We start from the raw sequence: 18,175 nt of genomic DNA on the forward strand, positions 1-18,175 counted from the left end.
ATGATAAATATTGAACTACAAAGCTTGGTCAAAAGGCTTACTCCGTTACTAAAAAGTGCCCTGGAAACGGCTGCTGGAGATTGTGTAAGTAAAGGACACTTTGCGATAGAAGCTGAGCATTGGTTTGTTCAGTTGTTACAACAGTCCAAAGGCTGGGAAGCCGCTTTGCAGCAAGCATCAATGGCCAAAGAGTCGATGTTGGAGCGTTGTAATGACCGTCTGATGCATTTGGCTCGTGGTAATGACTCTTCACCTTCTTTGTCCCCTGAGTTGGTTGAGTTACTTAAAGATGCATGGATGCTTGCTTCATTAAACAATCAGCAATCGGTGGTGAATGAATTTCATCTGCTTATGGTGCTGAAGCAGCGTCTGGACCAAAGCGCTTACAACGGCGTGTTGAGCTCGTGGGTGTCAGTCTTGTCTTCTGAATGGTTACGCAGTCAGTCGATGGTGATCAGCGGACCCAGTGAAGTCTCATCGTCTACCGAGAGCATGGCCCCAACCGGTGGTGACTCAGCGACGCCAGCTTTGGACAAATTCTCGCAAAACCTGACAGAGGCAGCGCGTAATGGCGAGTTGGACCCTATTACAGGACGCGGAGATGAAATTCGCAAATCCATTGATATTTTGTGCCGCCGCCGTCAAAACAGCCCGATCCTCGTCGGTGACCCAGGTGTAGGTAAAACGGCCATTGTTGAAGGTCTTGCCCAAGAAATCGTGAATGGCAATGTTCCACCTGCGCTTGCGAACGTTGAGCTGCGCAGCCTTGATTTGTCCCTTTTGCAAGCAGGCGCGAGCATCAAAGGTGAGTTTGAAAACCGCCTTAAAGATGTGATCAATGAGATCAAGCAGTCAACGACGCCGATCATCATGTTTATCGATGAAGCACATACGCTGATTGGGGCGGGTGGCACAGCGGGCCAGAATGATGCTGCGAATATTCTGAAACCAGCGCTTGCGCGTGGCGAGTTTCGTTCTCTTGCGGCGACCACATGGGCGGAATACAAACAGTACTTTGAATCGGATGCCGCGTTGACTCGTCGTTTTCAAGTTGTTGCGGTTAATGAACCCAACGAAGAAGATGCTATTCACATGCTTCGCGGCGTGAAGCGCAGCCTTGAAAAGCACCATGGCGTTAAAGTCATGCAAGAAGCCATTGATGCCGCAGTCGCTCTCTCTATTCGTTACCTTCCTGAGCGTAAGTTACCTGATAAAGCAATTAGTCTGTTGGATACGGCATGTTCACGCATTGGATTGAGCCAAAGTGCGGCACCTAGACAGTTGGAAGCCATTGCAGAAAAAATCCGCTACACCAACAACGAGATCGAAACGTTACATCATGAGTCGGCATTGTGGTCGATTGAAAGCGTACGCTTGGAAGAAGCAAAACAGCGATTGGCGGCTTTAGAACAAGAGCATCAGTCACTTGAACGCTCTTGGAACTCAGAGCGCCTCTTGGTGGAAGAGATCATTGAGTTGCAGTCTGGCTTAGACGCTGAGCTAAAAGAAAATGGCTCGGTGATATCGCATGAAGCGAAAAGCATGTTAGCAGACAAAATGGCAGCCCTGCGTGAGATCCAGGGTGAGCAGCCATTAGTCCTGCCACAGGTAACAGAGCAAACCATCGCTGAAGTGGTGGCGCTATGGACGGGTATTCCAGTGGGCAACATGCTTAGCCAAGAAGTTGAGAAGTTGATGCACCTAGAGACTCGTATCGGTGAGCGAGTGATTGGTCAGACAACGCCGATAGCAGAGCTTTCACAAGCAATTCGCTTGTCGCGTGCAGGTTTAACCGACCCACGCAAACCTGTTGGGGTATTCCTGATGTGTGGTCCAAGTGGTGTGGGTAAAACCGAAACTGCATTGGCGCTTACCGATTTGCTATACGGTGGCGAGCGAAATATCACCACCATCAACATGACGGAATTTAAAGAAGAGCACAAAGTGTCGATGCTTTTAGGCTCTCCTGCGGGTTATGTTGGCTACGGTAAAGGCGGTGTCTTAACAGAAGCGGTACGTAAGAACCCATATTCTGTACTGCTGCTGGATGAAATGGAAAAAGCCCACCCTGGTGTGCACGACATCTTCTATCAAATCTTTGATAAAGGCTCGATCTCGGACAGTGAAGGTCGACACATCGATTTTCGTAATACGATCATCATCATGACATCAAACGCGGCCGACAGTGCTGTTGTTAATGCGTGTGAAAATGGTCGACCGGATGTTCCGACGCTGACTCAGTCTATTTTCCCTGAGCTGCAAAAACACTTTAAACCCGCATTTCTTGGCCGTGCGACCATCGTGCCTTATTTCCCTTTGAACGATGAAGAAATGGCGCAAATTGCAACCTTGTCTCTGAACCGCATTCGTAAGCGCGTTCAATCCCACTACAAAGCAAGTTTTGAATTTCACCCTGATGTGATTGATCTGCTGGTCAATATGAACGATTCACCTGAAACAGGCGCTCGTGCCGTTGAGCAACTGATCAATCGTCAACTTATGCCGGATTTAGCGAATCAATGCATTGTCCGCATGAGCGAGAGCAAGCCGGTAGAAGCGGTCACTGTTCACGTTGAAGAAGGCAAATTTAAGATTCAGATTCAATAGCATTAAGAGGCGATAGACCTCAAAAAAACAATGGGTTGTATATCAATCCAACTAAAACAATAACGTAATTTTATTAACGCTTTTTGTTGCAGGCCGTGTTTAACGCGCCCTTTTAGCAGCACAACATTATGAGTACTAACAGATGACGCATTCAGTTTTTTCTACGCAACAATTGGAATGGATTCGTAAGAACTTAAAAATCGCAGTGATTCACGGTGGTGATAAAGAGCAGGAGGGCAGTTTTATCTTTGAAAACTTGAGCCCTCGCTCAACTAAAACGTATGCACCTGTTGCACACGATATTGCTAATGCACTGCGTGAATCTAATTTCCAATTCGTTGAGGTGTTAGCTGAAGACATTAACTTAGCGCAGTGCCTGAAAGATAAAGGTATTGACTTGGTGATCACGAACAGTGGTGGTTTGCAAGGTTTTGACTCCATGTGTCATTTGCCTTCTACATTGGAAATGCTGGGCGTGCCTTATGTAGGGCACTCGCCAATGACGGCAGGGATCTTGGATAACAAGCACCTGTTTAAGCATGAAATTAAAGCCGCTGGACTGCCGACTGCGCCATTTATCACCATTGGTATTGATGAGCATTTTGAAGATGTAGCAAAGCAAGATGCGATCGATCAAATTGAAGCACAGTTCAAAGACGGCTTCATTGTTAAGCCAGTGTCTGGCCGAGCTTCAATCCATGTTTATCCTGTTTTTAAGCGTAATGATCTCGCGGGTGTTGTAGAGCATGTACGTCAAGCGACGGGGAATACAGTAATGATTGAACCTTTCCTTGGTGGCCGAGAGTTTGTTGTTGCTGTTGCGGGAGAGTATGTCTTTAAAGAAGGTAAACTGACGCAGTCTGAAATGCCTATGGCTTTCTCAATTACTGAACGTGTACTGGATGCTGACGAGCCTATTTTTACTTCCATGGATGTAAAGCCGATCACTCAAGACCGTTTGGTTGCTGTTAATGAAGAGGGGCTACGCAATCAGTTAGCACTGATCGGTCAGAAGATTTATCGCCTGCTTGGTCTTCAAACCTTAGTGAGAGTGGACTTACGCATGGACAAAGAAGGCAACCTTTATGTGCTGGAAACCAATCCAAAACCGGATCTCAAACGTCCGGAGGGAGAGAAGGTAAGTTTGGTTTGCCATGATCTGGCTCGTGAAGGTATGGATTACACAGACCTAGTTCAGTCGTTGGTGTTTAACCGATTATCTTTCCTTAAGCAAAAACGCCCAATGTCGGTTGCGCATTGCCTCAATGAGCAATTCGACGCTCTAAGCGTGTGTTAGGAGTGAACTTTGAACTCTTTTAAGCAATATAGCCGCTTGTTGCTCGGAGCATTACTGGTTCTGTTATCACTAATGCTGATCTTTGTTGTTGGTTATGCACAAGCATTGAAAAGCTATCAACAGCAGAGCCGTGATGCGATTTTAGCCCAAACCGAAGCCGCCCGAATCGGTATAGAACAAGTTCTCAGTTCTGGTGTGCCGCTTCAGGACTTTGCTGGTCTTGAAAAAGTGCTATCGCCAATCGCGAAAGCGGATTCTTCTGTGGTTGATATCCGAGTAATTTCTGGGCAGCAAGAGCTATATCGCTACACCGATGACAACTTTGTTGGCAGCTTAGTCACCATCCCTTTGAGCAATAAATTCGCTCAAGTTGGTGCTTTGGAGATCTGGCTGAGTGATGAAGAAATAGAAAGGAGCATCGATAGGAACTTCCAGCCGATGGTGCTGCTGGTCGTTTTACTGATCGCTGCGTTTATTTTCTTTGTTTTACGTAGTCAAAACCCCAAGATCTACTTCACTGCATTTGGTGGTGTGTTCTTAGCCATGTCGGCGAGCGTGCTATTGATGGTCGGTGCATTGTACAAAGCCGGCTTGGAGCACAAGGCGGATTCTATGGCGAAGATTGTTACTCAACGTTTAGCCCCGGTACTGAATGCAGGGATAAGCTATCATCAAGTGAGTGGTATCGATGAGATGCTAGACAGCTTTCGTCAGTCAAACCCAGAAGTCTCTTCCATTGCAGTTGCTCAGGGAACTGAGTTGATCGCCAAGAGTAAAGCGCAGAACAGTGTGTCAGTCGATGAGATGGCCGAATTTCTAGTAAGCGATACGAAAGGGAACGAGGTGACGATCGCTTTTTCCCCCAAAGTACTGTTTGCGCAGTTGGTTCGTATACTAAAGAACTTTGCCATTCTATTTGCTGGTTGTGCGTTCATTTGCTTTGCTTTTATTCGCTTACTGAGTCACTCGGAGCAACAGCCAAAAAACGACACCGTACTGGCGCAGGTTAAGCCGCTGCTGTTGGTCACGGTGCTGATGGAATCGTTAATGGCGCCGGTTTTACCTCAGTACTTAACGCAAATCGCGGTAGAAAATGGCGCAGGAGAAAGTTGGTCGTCTTACTTCTTTACACTCTACTTTGTTGGCTTTGCTGCGACGCTATTGCCTGTTTCGCGTTTAGTTGAAGTGTTTGATATTCGCAAAGTACTTGGCGTGGGTATTCTGCTATCAGCGGTTGGTTGTATGTTGCTAGCGTACGAGTCCCAGTTAGCAATGGTGCTTATTGCTCGATTCACGTCTGGTGTTGGGCAAGCGACGATCTTTATTGCTGTTCAAGGTTATATTCTGCGTTGCAGTGACCAGTCTAACAAGACACAAGCCGCAGGTATCATCGTATTTTGTTTCAATGCTGGATTCATCTCTGGTGCGGCAATCGGTGCTCTGCTAGCTGATACCGTAGGCGTGCAAGGTATCTTCATGTTGTCGGCGTTAGTTGGTGGTCTAATGTATCTGTTCGCGTTGTCGCTACCGTCGATGATTCCTCAGAGGAATGCACAAGGTTCACTTAAAGAGAACCTTACGATGATGTTAAAAGATTCCGCTACTTTGATACGTGTACCGTCATTCATGCGCACCATGTTGCTCGTTGGTATACCAACCAAAATGATGCTAACTGGTGTCGTATTCTTCGCTGTGCCAATCCTTCTTTCTGATGTAGGCGTCGAGCGTGAAAGTATCGGTCAGGTGCTGATGGCTTATGCATTCTCTGTGCTTTTCATTAGTGGAAAAGTTTCGCCAATGATTGACCGTATTGGCTCTGCAAAATGGGCGCTTTGCTTAGGAAGCATTGTTGGCGCTGTTGCTTTGGCTATTCTTTCTGCTGCCTTCTTATTTAAAGATATAACCTATCTTGTCTTCGTCGCAACGTTCGCAATGCTAGTGATGGGTGTTTCACATGGCTTTATTAATGCCCCAGTTGTGACTCATGTGGTGACCACGACTCAAGGTGTTAATGCTAACTCAGTTGCTTCTACTTATCGCTTTTTGGAAAGGCTAGGTCATGTGTTGGGTTCGGTCGTTGTCAGTACTTTGCTTACTCATCTTGGAACGGACTACGCATTCTTTGCGCTTTCAGCATTCTTTACTTTAGCTGGCTTGTTGATGTGGTTGTTTGACCGTGCAGTACAAAAGGAGGTGGTAGCATGATTCGATTGATTTTACTTTTGGCACTGACTGCATTCTCATCGGTGAGTTTGGCAGATTGGCCAGAGTGGTTGGGCGAACGCTTGCAAGCAGAAAAGGTGGTGCAGTGGGAAATTAATGCCAACGACAACGATGTGTTGTTCGCCCCGCGAGGTGAATATCCTATGGTTTGGGTTTTGGTCTCTCGAAAAGCGGACGCGTATGATGTTGCGTTGTCGACCATCTTAAAAGTGTTTCGCAGAGAAATGCCTAACGTTTCATTTCGTGCTTTCCTTTTGCCTAAAAGCCAAGAGGAACTGGTCGCTTGGACGAAAGCTGCGGATAAAAAGGCGAACATGATCTACACGGTTGGCTCTAGTGCGACCGTCTCACTGCATAAGATTTACGCTGGAGGTAAGCTTCCGGTTGTATCGGTGAACGCAAAAGATCCGGTGTTACTGGGCCTGACGGATAACTACCACTCAAGTGGCAACAACTTTGCTTACACCTCCTTGAATTTGCCTGCTGATATTACGCTGAGCTTTTTACGTCGCTTTAAACCAAGTCTGACTCAAATTGGTGTGCTGTACGCCAAGTCGAACACCAGTGCTTATCTCACCCAGTTTTTGCCACTTCAAAAAGAGGCTGAGAAGCAAGGAGTGAAAGTCTTTCCTATCGAAGTTGACGAGAATAATCCTGAACTTGCTCTTCAACACGTTATGCAGACCACCATTGAATCGATGAAGGTCAACGATGGTAATTTATGTCAATCCTTGCTTTGGCTTACGGGTAGTTCAAGTCTTCTTAACCGACTTGATGAGATCAACCTGCATTCAGAGCCGCTTCCTCTGTTAACTGCAGTGCCTGATGCGGTTAATGGCACGCAACAAAGTGCGCTGATGTCTGTTGGCGTAGGGTTTGAAAACAACGCCCACCAAGCGGCATTTTACGGCATTGAAGTACTTAAAAAGGGCGTAGATCCTGGCTCTCTGCCTGTGGGAGTGCTGTCTCCACCAGACATCTCGATCAGCTTTAAACAAGCAGGCCGCGTTGATACGCAGCTTCCGTTTGTATTGATTGAAATGGCCAGCGATATCTATTCGCAAGATGGCAAGCTAGTGCGTTCTGCTGGAATGAGCATGGAGAGCTATTAACCATGATACGTGTCATTTTCATTGCCGTTATGTTGACCGTGCTTAGCCAACCTGCTTTGGCCTATCAGCGTCCAGAGCGATTATTGCTCGCTACCCAAGAATGGTTTCCTTATCAGTACCAAGAAAATGGGGAAATGAAAGGGCCGGGGATAGAACGAGTGAAGTGTGTCATGAGAGTGATGGACCAGCCGTATCAGCTTACGATGACTAACTGGGATAGAGCTCAGCTCATGACAGAAGTTGGCTCACAGCATGGTTTCTTTCTTGCGTCTCTCAACAGCAAGCGTGATGAGTATGCCGATTATTCTGCGCCACTTGATCAACAGAATTGGAGTTGGTTCTCTCTATCTGATTCAACAGAGTTAGACAACGCAATGTTCAAGTCTCAGGTCGAAGTCGCTGCACTATTTGGCTCAAATAATTGGTTTTGGCTACAGAAAAACGGTTACCGCGTAAGCAAAAAACCAAGGACGCCAAAAGCCCTAATTGAGTTGATGCTGAATGGGGAAGTCGGAGCGGTATTGGGCAATGACGCTGTCATTGACGAGACGATAAAAAAAATGGGTATCAGTTATCGAGCGATTTCTCGGACACGGGTCAAATCGAATCCATTGGGCGTGTATTTCTCCAAAGCATTTACAAAGAAATACCCCAACTTTCTTAATGAATTTAACGAGGCGGTTGCTCAGTGTCGTTAACTCCAAATATTGAATTTATTGAAGGTCAGTCAAATGCCTCTATCGATTAGAATTATTAGCTCTCCAGATGGTGAAAGCATCGCCCAATGGAATCAAGCATTTCCAGACGATGGCGGAGATATCGGGCGTGCGTTTGGCGCGACGCTACAACTTAATGACGCAAGTCGTGAGATTTCAAGTACCCATGCAATGATTCGTAAGACCTCGCGTGGATACCAAATCATGGACAACAGCACCAATGGCCTTTACATCAATGGATCTGATGTGCCTTTGGGCAAGGGTAACCAATCTACACTAAGTGATGGTGATGTTCTTGATATTGGCCGCTACCGATTGCTGGTTTCTTGTTTCTTCCCTGAAACAGCGAAAGCGCAAATCCAGCAGCCTCACTCAGATAGTTGTCGATTAGGTGATGATCCGTTTAGTACTGAATCAACACCTTTTATTCAAAGTATTCCTGAAGTAGATGAAGCGCCTGGGTTCACCATCTCGACGACAGATGTGGTGGGGGATGACCCATTTGCGAGTGATGCCTCAGTTAAGCAAGAACTAGCGCCTCACTTTAATCTTGATTTTCAGACGGCTGAGGATGACCCACTGAAAGACAGTGATTTTCGTACGTCATTTCCAAACCATGAAGTGATGGCGACCTCCTCTTTCGCTCAAGAAGAGTCACCACTGAACCACTCTCAGTTTGCTATCACTGAGTTTAAGAATCATGGGCAGCGCTTACAGGAACGTACGGACAAAGCATTAGAGATGGCATTGGCAAGGTTGTTGTCTGACATTTCACCGAATGCGATGGAGTCGATGTTTGATGATTTGTCGGGCAACGGTTTTTGGTCTCGTAAACCGAAGTACTGGGATATGTACAAACGCTATTTCAACCGACAAGTAGAGAATCGCGATTGGCAAATTAAGTTTCAAGCGTACTTCAGAGATGCAATGCGTATGCAAAAAAACTTCGAAGGGGATCAGTAATGGTACGTCGTTTATGCCTAATGTGTATCGTCCTTATTATGTCAGGGTGCAGTTTATGGAGCTATGATATGGTTGAGCCAAAACTGGTCGTTGATATTAAAGCTGCGACCAATATTAACCCTAATGTTGAGGGTAAGCCTTCTCCGGTAGAGCTCCGAATTTATCAATTGACGAATAATAATGCGTTTGAAATTTCTGATTTTATTCAAATTTATAATGATGACCAAGGCGTTTTAAAGGCCGAGTTGGCCGTTTCTCGCCAGCTACCCAGCATTTTGCCGGGCGAAACTCGTCAGGAAATTATCCCACTTGGTAGTGGTGTTAAGTACATCGGTGTGATTGCGGGTTTTGCTGATTACAGAGAGGCGAAAAACAAGGTGATTTATAAGCCGCTAATTGTGAATTCAGCGGTTATCAGTATTGAAATTGATGGCATTAATCTGTCTGTGTCAGGGGAAGAAGAATAATGGATAATAATAAAGTCGTGTGGAGTGAGGGGATGTTCCTTTCCCCTCAGCACTTTCAACAGCAAGAGCGCTATGTTGAACATTTTACTCGTGAGTTCGCCGGACAAATTAGCCCTAATGCTTATGGATTGACCTCGCTAGAGCTTGACCGTTCGATGTTGAACATTGGTAAGGTTTCGGTGCGTCGCGCTAAAGGCATTTTCCCAGATGGAACACCATTTGAAATTGAGCAAGCACTCGTGCTCGATGTGCCGAAAAATACCAGTCATAAGAAAGTGTATCTGGCTCTTCCGGTTTCAAGACCGGGCACTATTGATGTGGGAGAAGACGCGCGTCTTAGACACTCTTCACAAGAACACCCCGTTTACGATACCAGCCGAGAGCACAGTGACCCGGTTCAATTAGAGCTAGCAACGTTGAACATTCAGCTGCGTTTGGAAGGGGATGAGCTAAAAGATTTTGTGTTGATATCCGTTGCTGAAATCAGTGAACACAAATCTGAAGGTGTTGTTGTGTTGAACCAAGCATTCGTTCCCCAATGCTTGCAGTTTTCCGTATCTAACTACCTAACCGATAACGTTGCTGATCTATTTGCACAAGTACAATACCGTTCCCGAGCGATTCATACTCGTTTACAAGCGGAGTCCAGCAGTAAAAGCTATCAGTCGTTGATGCGTGACTACTTGTGGCTGCAAGTACTGGGGGCTTGGATGCCAAAGCTTGAACAATGGAGTCTAGATGGCTCGTTGCTGACACGTCATCTTTATTTAGAGTGTGTTTCGATGGCTGGGCAGATGCAGGGTTTAGAAGGGAAGATGCCAAAGTCTTTCCCTGCATGGAACCAAGATGCGCTATACAGCATTTTTTCGACCGTGTTTTCTGAGTTACTGGTGTTACTGCGTGAGGTTCAGATAGATAACGTATCAACATTGAACTGGGACAAACAGCTGTTCGTTAGCCGCCGCTTACTGCGCACACTGGTTGATGATCGCAGCCTATACAATCAAGGCCGTTTTGTGTTGGCCGTTTCCTCGTCTATCGGTGCCACTCGACTCAGTGAAGAGTTTCCTCGTGCTGCGAAGCTAGCAGGGAACAGTGATATTGCCGGTTTAGTGCGTAATGCACTTTCAGGTGTTCCTTTGCGCCATCTTCCTTATGCACCTTCTGAGTTGAAGTCTTTGAATGACGCCGCTTACTTCGAAATCGATACTAAGTCTGAATTGTGGCAAGCGTTGATCAAACGTGATGAGGCGATCGCTCTTCATATTGATGAAAGAATTGATGATCTCCACGTCGATTTTCATGTGATCAGGTAGGTAACGGATGGGCGGATTATTTAACGAAGAACCGACGGTTCAAATTCGACGAGTGACATCGACCGAATCAGCTCACAAGCAGCATCTGTTGCCACCCAAAGCGGATACTTCAGGCACAGAGCGATTGATTGAGGATCTTGCCATTTATGGTAGCCCTTTATTGAATGCCGCCACGGAACTGTTGGGTATTTTAGTGACGATTAAGCGTCAAGGCACACCGAGAGACATCAACCGTTTTCGTCAAAAACTTTTGTACGCCATTGATGCGTTTCGTTTGCGTGGTTTGCACTTGGATTACCACCCAAGCGTGATTGAAAAAAGCTGCTTTGTGTTGTGCGCGGCATTTGATGAAGCTGTGCTGTACACCGCTTGGGGAGAGCGTGCTCGTTGGGAAAATCATTCGTTGTTGAGCAAGGTGTTTTCACAGCGCGATGGCGGAGAGGCCTTTTTTGTGTTGCTAGATAAGGCCAGCCAGCAGCCGAATAAACTTGTTGATTTTATTGAGCTTCAGTACGTGCTTTTGGCTTTGGGTTTCAAAGGGCGCTTTCGCCATGAAGACGAGAGCCAATTGCATGATATTACCGCTCGTGCGTACGGTCTCATTCGCCACTATCGCAGTGAAAGTCCTTTTCCGGTACCGCAAACACCAACGCTAATCGAAGGTAAACGCCCGTGGCTAATGATCAGTATGGGCAAAACGTTAGGCTTGGCTTGTTTGGTTCTGGCATCCGGGTATGGTTTTACTGAATATTGGTACAACAGCCGCGTGCAGCCGTTGTTGGCACAGTTTAGCGCGATCGATATGTCAGACGTCAACCTGAAGAAAAACAGCAGTGACTTAGTGTACTTAAGTTCCGATGCGGATTTGGGGCGACAGAGTGAAAGCCTAGAGGAAGAAACTGGAATGAAAGGAAAAGTGGTCACTCAGCAATGGGAGATCATTCTCGCGGTATTTTCTCGGGCGAGCGACGCACTTCGTTTATCGACAGAACTCAAACAGGCAGGCTATGAGTCTTTTACTCGTGAGATGGAACATGGCGTTGAGCTTTATCTTCACGCAGGTGACGACTTAAACACCATTCGTAAGTTGAAAAATGAACTCAATGTTCGCTTTGGTTTGAACGCCACGATTAAAAGAGCGCTGAAATAAGATGTTTAAAAAGATATTTTCTATTTTCTTGGTGATTACTGCCATTTTAGGGACGCTCGCATTTTGGCTTACAGCATCAGAAGAGCAACCAGTCTGGATAAAGTGGGGAATGCTCGCTGTCACCGTCGTTATTGTCTTCTTTACATGTGTTTGGTGGTGGAAACAGCGCAAGCTTAATCAAACAGAGAAAGAAGAGCATGATCAACACGTACTGCTTAAACAAGACACGCGTGTGATCCAGCAGCTGTTTCGTATCGCAACGAAAAAGATACAGGGACAAGCTCGTAACAAGCTAGAAAGCCTTTACAGTCTGCCTTGGTACCTAGTTCTAGGTGGTGAAAAAGACGCGAAAAGTGCCATTTTGCTACAGAATGGTTTTGAGCCAGTTAACGAGCGCTACTTGGATGAAAGTGATACGGAACAGTACCTGCGTTTTTGGAGCAACGATAACGCAGTCGTTGTAGAAGTCGGTCATCGTATATTTGATAACGACGGTATTGACGAGTCGCTTTGGCAGGTACTGGCGAAGCAACTACTTAAATACCGTCCGAGGCAAGGGCTGAACGGCATTGTGACGGTTATTGGGTGTGATCGCCTAATGACAGGAGACAAAAAAGAACGCACTAGGCTCTCAGGCATCTATCAGGAGGCTGTGTTGTCGATGGGCGCAGAGCTTAGCTTAAACTTGCCTGTTTATGCCGCTTTCTCTAAAGCTGACTCGATAGCAGACTTCACTGGTTTCTTTGAGAGCTTCACTGCATGTGACTCAGAAAATCCTTTTGGTATTACCTTTGAATGCGATGTTTCACGTCGTTATGACAAACAGCAGTTTGAGGCAGAAAGCCACGCGTTGATTCAATCCATTGCGGGGCAGCAGTTTGAGTTACTGAGAAACGTCAGCAGTGACAAGTCGGGCTCTATTATCGCTTGGCCTTATCAGCTAAGAATTTTCCTAGAGCGCGTCAACGAGTCTTTGAGCGACATTGGTCGCGAGAACCGTGTCCGAGAAGCCGTATGGATCCGCGGCGCTTATTTAATGTCATCCGGACAAAAAGGCATTGAGCACGATTTACTAACACAGGTAGTGGCCGAACGTGCTGAGTTCAACACCAATAATCAAGTTGAACAGCAGCCAAATCGTCGTGGTTTCTTTACGCAACGTTTGTTCAATAAGGTCATCTTGCCGGAGAAGAATATCGTCGGTGTTAATGAATGGCGTCATGCGGGTTATCTTGTATTTCGAACCGCTGTTCTAGTCTCCGTGGTTGGGCTGATTTCTATTGCAGGTCTGAAGTTACAAGAAAACTGGAATGTTGATGAAGATTGGCGCACAACGGCTCTATCTCAAATTCGTTTTTATCAAAACGATGTTCAAAAGCTGAGCAATGACAATTCGATGTCGGAGGTTGTGGCGGTATTAAGAGAACTCGGCGACGTGGTTGCTGAGGGCGTTCAACCTAAACCGTGGCATGAGAAAGTCAGTATTAAGCAAACAGATACGGCCGAGAGTGTTTACTCTGCTTATGAAAAACAGTTGCACCAGATAATGCTGCCAAAGCTAGAAGAGCTGATCAGCAGCGAGCTGTATGTTTATGTGAACCTTGGTAATCCAAGCCGAATCTTTGAGATTTTGCGTTACTACCAGATGTTGTTTGACCGAGAGCAACTGAACTTTGCGGAACTACAAACTTACTTACTTGATAACTTGAAAGACCAAGGTGAGCTTTCTCCGGACGAGCTTTACTCTTTTTCTCTTTTAATCGAAGACCTGTTTAAAAGTCAGTACGACAAGCAGCTACAACCGAACCTAGACCTGATAGCTGTTGCAACGAACAACCTTGAAGGCTTGTCACCAGAGCGACTGATTTATGCGCGTATTAAAGAGATGCCAGAGTACCGTACTCAAGTGGATCTCCGAAGCCAGCTCGGTGAGAAGTTCGATAGTTTGTTTGAGTTTACTAATGATTTCCATGGCTATCTGATCCCAGAAATCTTTACTAAGCAGGGCTATAGCCAAATTGATTTGACGGCAAAGTCGCCTCTGCTTAGAAGCTTGATGAGCGAGTTTAAAGCGATTCAAGGTGATATGTCTGGCGCATCAGTCATTGAGCTTAGAGAACTGAGCAAACAGGTTCAACGTCTGTATTTTGCCGATTACATCTACTACTGGAAAGACTTGGTCAACAACATTCAAATCAAGCAGTTTGGCGATGCTTCAGGACTCAGCTATGCACTAAGGAACACACGTTCTCCGGCTACGAGTCCACTACTTGATGTATTGGATGCAGTTGTGGTGAACACAACATTGGCTGTCGCAGACCAACCAGATACGAAAGGACAAAAGCGTGCAGCCGGTCAACTAGGATTGAAGAAAGCGAAAAAGGTGTTGAACAAAGCCGACAAGGTGAACCGAGCAGTTGGCGATAACCTGTTGAGGCTGCAACCTTCATTCGTCGTAAATGAAGCATTTTTACCTTTCTCTAGGTTTGTGAATGGGAATGGTAAAGACAAGGATACACCACTGGAGCAGTTGATCGTTCAAGTTGATGAAGTTAACTCGTTTTTCGATGCCGCATTGTCTAGTTCAAACCCCGGTAAATCATTCCATGCTTATGCCATCGCCCATGCGCAAGGTAGTAGCGACCCTATCGTGAACTTCCGTCAAGCTGGTAGCAAGGCTCCAAACATCGTCGCGTCTTGGACGAAGAGTCTCAGTGAACAAGTTTGGAAGCAAGTGGTGAATGGCAGCGTGGTGTATCTAAATACACAGTGGGATGAGCAAGTTTACCAGTTTTATGTGTCTGCCATTGAAGGGCGATTCCCATTTGATCAACATGGCCGTGGAGAAGTGAGCTTAGATGACTTTTCTCAATTCTTTAAACCAAGTGGCCGTGTGGCTCGCTACATAGAAGAAACCTTGAAGCCGTTTGTTTACTGGGATAACGGCATGCTCAAGCTAAACGAAGTTGACGGCCTAGCGCTACCAATAAACTCAAACACTCGTAAGCAACTTGAATTAGTTCAAAAACTGAGTGGCATTTTCTTCGGTTCTTCAGGAGATGATCTTGGGTTAAGGCTTGAAGTAAAAGCGAGCTCAATGAGTACTGACGTGACGGAATTCCGCCTACGAGAGGCTGAAACGATTTACGACTACAAACATGGTCCAAGAGTGTGGCGCGAGATAACTTGGCCAACCGCAGGAGTGGATGGCTATTTGAGTGCAGAATTCTACAGCGGTCAGAATCGAGTCGCACAACAATCATTTACCGGTCAGTGGGCGTTGTTGCGCGCTCTTTTTGCGAATAAGAGCAGCGCTACATCGAGCCGTTTGATTCGTAAGCTCAACTACAAAATTAACCAAAACAACATCGTATTGGATTACACGTTGCGTGATTCCAAACAACCATTGGATAAATCTTTATTTGTTCAATTCTCGTTGCCTAAGCAGCTTTAAGGTTGTCGATGTTGAAAGCAGTGATTGAACCGCAGGAGCGAGTGCGTTGCCAAGTTTTGGCGACTCACTCTCGTGCACACGAAATCAGTAACGAGTTGACCCACTACACTAAGCATTTTGATGCTGCAGAGAGCCTGCAAAGAGAGTGGGTTGCTTTGCAAGAGTGTCAGGGTGCTCAAATACAAAAAGTAGTGGATGTCGACTGGAGCAAATTGCAGCTAACGCTGGAGTTTGATCAAAGTGCGATACCGTTGATTGAGTTTGAACCTAAGGATTTGGCTTTATTTGCTTCGCTTTTGCCTAGCGTGGTTCAGGCGCTCAAACACTGTCATAGCAAGGGATGGGTACATGGCGATATCAAGCCATCTAATCTGCTTTATGTACCTCAATTACAACATATTCGATTGATTGATTTCGGTGCCAGTTGTCGGACTGGAACTTCTCGGGAAGCACTCTCCGATTGGCAAGCAACGCCTATTTTTGCTTCGCCAAATCAAAAGGGTGGGGAAGGTCTGGTAGAAACGGGGGATGACTGGTTTTCACTGATTCAAATCATCGATCAGGTCATGCCATATGCGCATGACTACTCAATAAACTCAACGCTTATCCAGTGGCGAAAAGCCCTGAGCCTTGAGATTTAGATAGAAGGAAAGCTAATGAATAAAAAACAGCTTGCTGCAGCCAATCTCGACTTCGATGTGTCATCAATCAAAGGGACGGATGGAAAATTAATCCCAAACTTAGGATGCGCGATAGAAATTGAGCAATGGTTGAAAAAACTGTCTCTCGCATGCGGGAGAAGGCACTCTAACAGAGCCTTGCCTTATTTAGAGAAAGCGATAGATGTTATCTATTCTGAGGTTGAGGCGGAATTGTATCGCCAATCAGGAAACAACACTAGCGCCTACGAAGCTAGCGCAGTGACTAAGCATCCTGTATGGCAGTTTTTTGTAGAACGAGTGACGAAAAAGTTTGGCAGTGTCGTTAAGGTGATTCAACCACACCGCTCACCAACGGAATCTGTCCGTTCGAAATTGATTAACCGTACTTTCTTCCAGATGCTGCATAACAAGCATGAAGTTTTGAAGCGTTCTCATAGCAGTATCTTAGCATCCGGTGAGCTTGGCCAAGCCAAGGTGGAAATTCTGGATGCGCAAGTTAATGCTTTACGAGATGCCTACTTTAATCATGCCAAATGTAATGCTGAACTTTGGCCTGCTATTAATGCTCTGTTCCAAAAAGGAAATACCCGCTCTGTTGAGGGCAAAGTAAACCTTGAAGACGGTTCAGTGACATTTGAAGCCTCACAAGCACTATTTGCCGAAGCAAAAGTCGAGTTTGAAAAAACTTGGGACTTCGGGAAAATGAAAAACCAAATCAAAGCATCCGCTGAAATTGGGGCCCGTGAGAGCAGCAAATTTAGTGCTAGTGCTAAGATCAATAAAGGCGCATTGGATGGCATTGGGCATAGCCGAGAGCTTTTTAGTGGAAACAAGGAGAAAAGTGTTAAATCTGAATTTGAGGTTAATAAGGTAACAGGAAATGCAACTTATAGCATTGATGATTCTGTAGTAACAACTCAAATTATACCGGGTATCGATTTAGAAATTGATGCGATGCTCGCTGCCGAAATGGGAATGAAGTTAACAGTTTCCCATGAACTTTCTGTGGCTGACTTTATGGCACTAAAGAGCGAGGGAGAACTGTTTGTTGGTGCGACAGCAAAAGTTCAGTTCACAGGTGCAATAAACAGTGCCAGCATGTTTTCTGAAAATGAAGTCATTAAAACCAAAATTGGTGCAAGTGCCTTTGTTGGTGCTAAGGCGAGTGGAACAAGCACCTTTACCTTGAAAGCTCGCGGCATGAGTATGTTGTCTGGTTGTGTGACTGGTTCTGCATCGGTTGGTTTAGGCGCATCTGCTGCTTTGGAAGCCATTGTTAAAGGTTCTGGAGACTTCACATTTAAAGCGGGTGCAGGTGCAACGATGGGGGTAGGGACCGGCGTAGAGTTTGGAACTATGGTTAACCCGATGTTACTCAAAGTGCTCCTGTGGGATTCATTTGGTAAGCACCTGCGTTCAAAGCAGACAAAACGCAAAACGGGAATTAAATACAACAGAAACGTTAACCAAGTGGCAGTGAGCCGTTGTGAAGAAAGTATCATGTCTTCGTTGAACATGATTGAAGCGGACTACCGAGTCTTAGCGGAAGAGCTCTGGCGTATTCCAACCTTCACAAACATGTCTACTAAGGACGAAGTCACTACGATGCATGACCGTATCGCGAGCCCTGATAGAAATGTTATGGATAAGTACCTAGAAACGCTTGGTGTCACTGATGCTATCAATATGAGTCCTGAGGATATCACTCAAGCGGCCGTGGATATGGATAATCAAGCACGCTTCAATCAATCGCAAAACATGCTTATGAAGCAAGCGAAGAAAGCGGCTTCGAAGAGGGGAGCTAAGTCACTCTCTGGTGGGCTGGCTTTAGCGGGAATGAATGTTATGAACCCAGCAATGGGGTTACTAGCGGTCAAACCTTAATCAATAAAAATGGCGAGATGTCTCGCCATTTGTTGATGCTGCTATGAAGAATAGTTAAATTTAGTTTTGACATTTATTTCGATTTATCAAATAGATACTGAATAATTCTCTATTGAGGTGTCAGGGTGGTACTCATGCCATGATAGGTGAACCAAAAAAAGCATGGTCAAAAGGTTTTATATTGTAAGTAACGGTTCTGTTTGGGTGATAAGTACTAAAAGTGTTATATACCCGTGATCATTGAAGATGCTTGATTTCTCATAAAATCAGGATCATGCTACGCACCATGAAAATAATACTGACTCTGTAGTGGCATAGTGAATT

Annotated in this window: 12 protein-coding genes; all 12 read left to right on the forward strand. The window is 45.7% G+C overall.

What is annotated here, in order from left to right:
- The 12 genes from tssH (at position 1) to PL85_RS01580 (ending at position 17,851) form a co-directional block, all read left to right on the forward strand.
- Positions 1 to 2,607 carry a type VI secretion system ATPase TssH gene (gene tssH / locus PL85_RS01525; protein ID WP_019282551.1) on the forward strand — a complete coding sequence of 869 codons (2,607 nt, stop codon included), beginning with the start codon at positions 1 to 3 and terminating at the stop codon, positions 2,605 to 2,607.
- Positions 2,608 to 2,749: 142 nt separating this feature from the next.
- Entirely contained in the window at positions 2,750 to 3,904 is a 1,155-nt protein-coding gene (locus PL85_RS01530; RefSeq protein WP_013856689.1) for a D-alanine--D-alanine ligase family protein, read from the forward strand.
- Between the two features lie 9 nt (positions 3,905 to 3,913).
- Positions 3,914 to 6,109, forward strand: a complete 2,196-nt coding sequence (locus PL85_RS01535; RefSeq protein ID WP_115339857.1) for an MFS transporter — start codon at positions 3,914 to 3,916, stop codon at positions 6,107 to 6,109.
- The gene (locus PL85_RS01540) at positions 6,106 to 7,239 is read left to right on the forward strand and encodes an ABC transporter substrate binding protein (RefSeq protein WP_013856691.1); all 1,134 of its coding nucleotides are present in this window, start codon (positions 6,106 to 6,108) and stop codon (positions 7,237 to 7,239) included. The genes PL85_RS01535 and PL85_RS01540 overlap by 4 nt, the downstream gene beginning before the upstream one ends.
- Positions 7,240 to 7,241: 2 nt before the next feature.
- Positions 7,242 to 7,937 (forward strand): substrate-binding periplasmic protein, encoded by a 696-nt coding sequence (locus PL85_RS01545; protein WP_013856692.1) that lies wholly within the window; start codon positions 7,242 to 7,244, stop codon positions 7,935 to 7,937.
- Between the two features lie 33 nt (positions 7,938 to 7,970).
- The gene (locus PL85_RS01550; RefSeq protein WP_029189804.1) at positions 7,971 to 8,918 is read left to right on the forward strand and encodes a type VI secretion system-associated FHA domain protein; all 948 of its coding nucleotides are present in this window, start codon (positions 7,971 to 7,973) and stop codon (positions 8,916 to 8,918) included.
- A complete protein-coding gene (tssJ, locus tag PL85_RS01555) occupies positions 8,918 to 9,385 on the forward strand; it encodes a type VI secretion system lipoprotein TssJ (RefSeq protein WP_019282548.1) in 468 nt (155 codons plus the stop codon). The genes PL85_RS01550 and tssJ overlap by 1 nt, the downstream gene beginning before the upstream one ends.
- Positions 9,385 to 10,701: a type VI secretion system baseplate subunit TssK gene (gene tssK, locus PL85_RS01560; protein ID WP_019282547.1), complete on the forward strand. Its 1,317-nt coding sequence runs from the start codon at positions 9,385 to 9,387 to the stop codon at positions 10,699 to 10,701. The genes tssJ and tssK overlap by 1 nt, the downstream gene beginning before the upstream one ends.
- A 7-nt stretch (positions 10,702 to 10,708) precedes the next feature.
- A complete protein-coding gene (gene icmH / locus PL85_RS01565) occupies positions 10,709 to 11,851 on the forward strand; it encodes a type IVB secretion system protein IcmH/DotU (RefSeq protein ID WP_013856696.1) in 1,143 nt (380 codons plus the stop codon).
- Between the two features lies 1 nt (position 11,852).
- Complete coding sequence (gene tssM / locus PL85_RS01570; protein WP_088732547.1) at positions 11,853 to 15,305, forward strand: type VI secretion system membrane subunit TssM; 3,453 nt, start codon at positions 11,853 to 11,855, stop codon at positions 15,303 to 15,305.
- 8 nt (positions 15,306 to 15,313) lie between these two features.
- Positions 15,314 to 15,946 (forward strand): protein kinase domain-containing protein, encoded by a 633-nt coding sequence (locus PL85_RS01575; RefSeq protein WP_029189805.1) that lies wholly within the window; start codon positions 15,314 to 15,316, stop codon positions 15,944 to 15,946.
- Between the two features lie 15 nt (positions 15,947 to 15,961).
- Entirely contained in the window at positions 15,962 to 17,851 is a 1,890-nt protein-coding gene (locus PL85_RS01580) for a hypothetical protein (RefSeq protein WP_013856699.1), read from the forward strand.
- The last annotated feature ends 324 nt before the right edge of the window (positions 17,852 to 18,175 follow it).

The sequence above is a fragment of the Vibrio anguillarum genome (assembly GCF_001989995.2).
Taxonomy (GTDB): Bacteria; Pseudomonadota; Gammaproteobacteria; order Enterobacterales; family Vibrionaceae; genus Vibrio; species Vibrio anguillarum.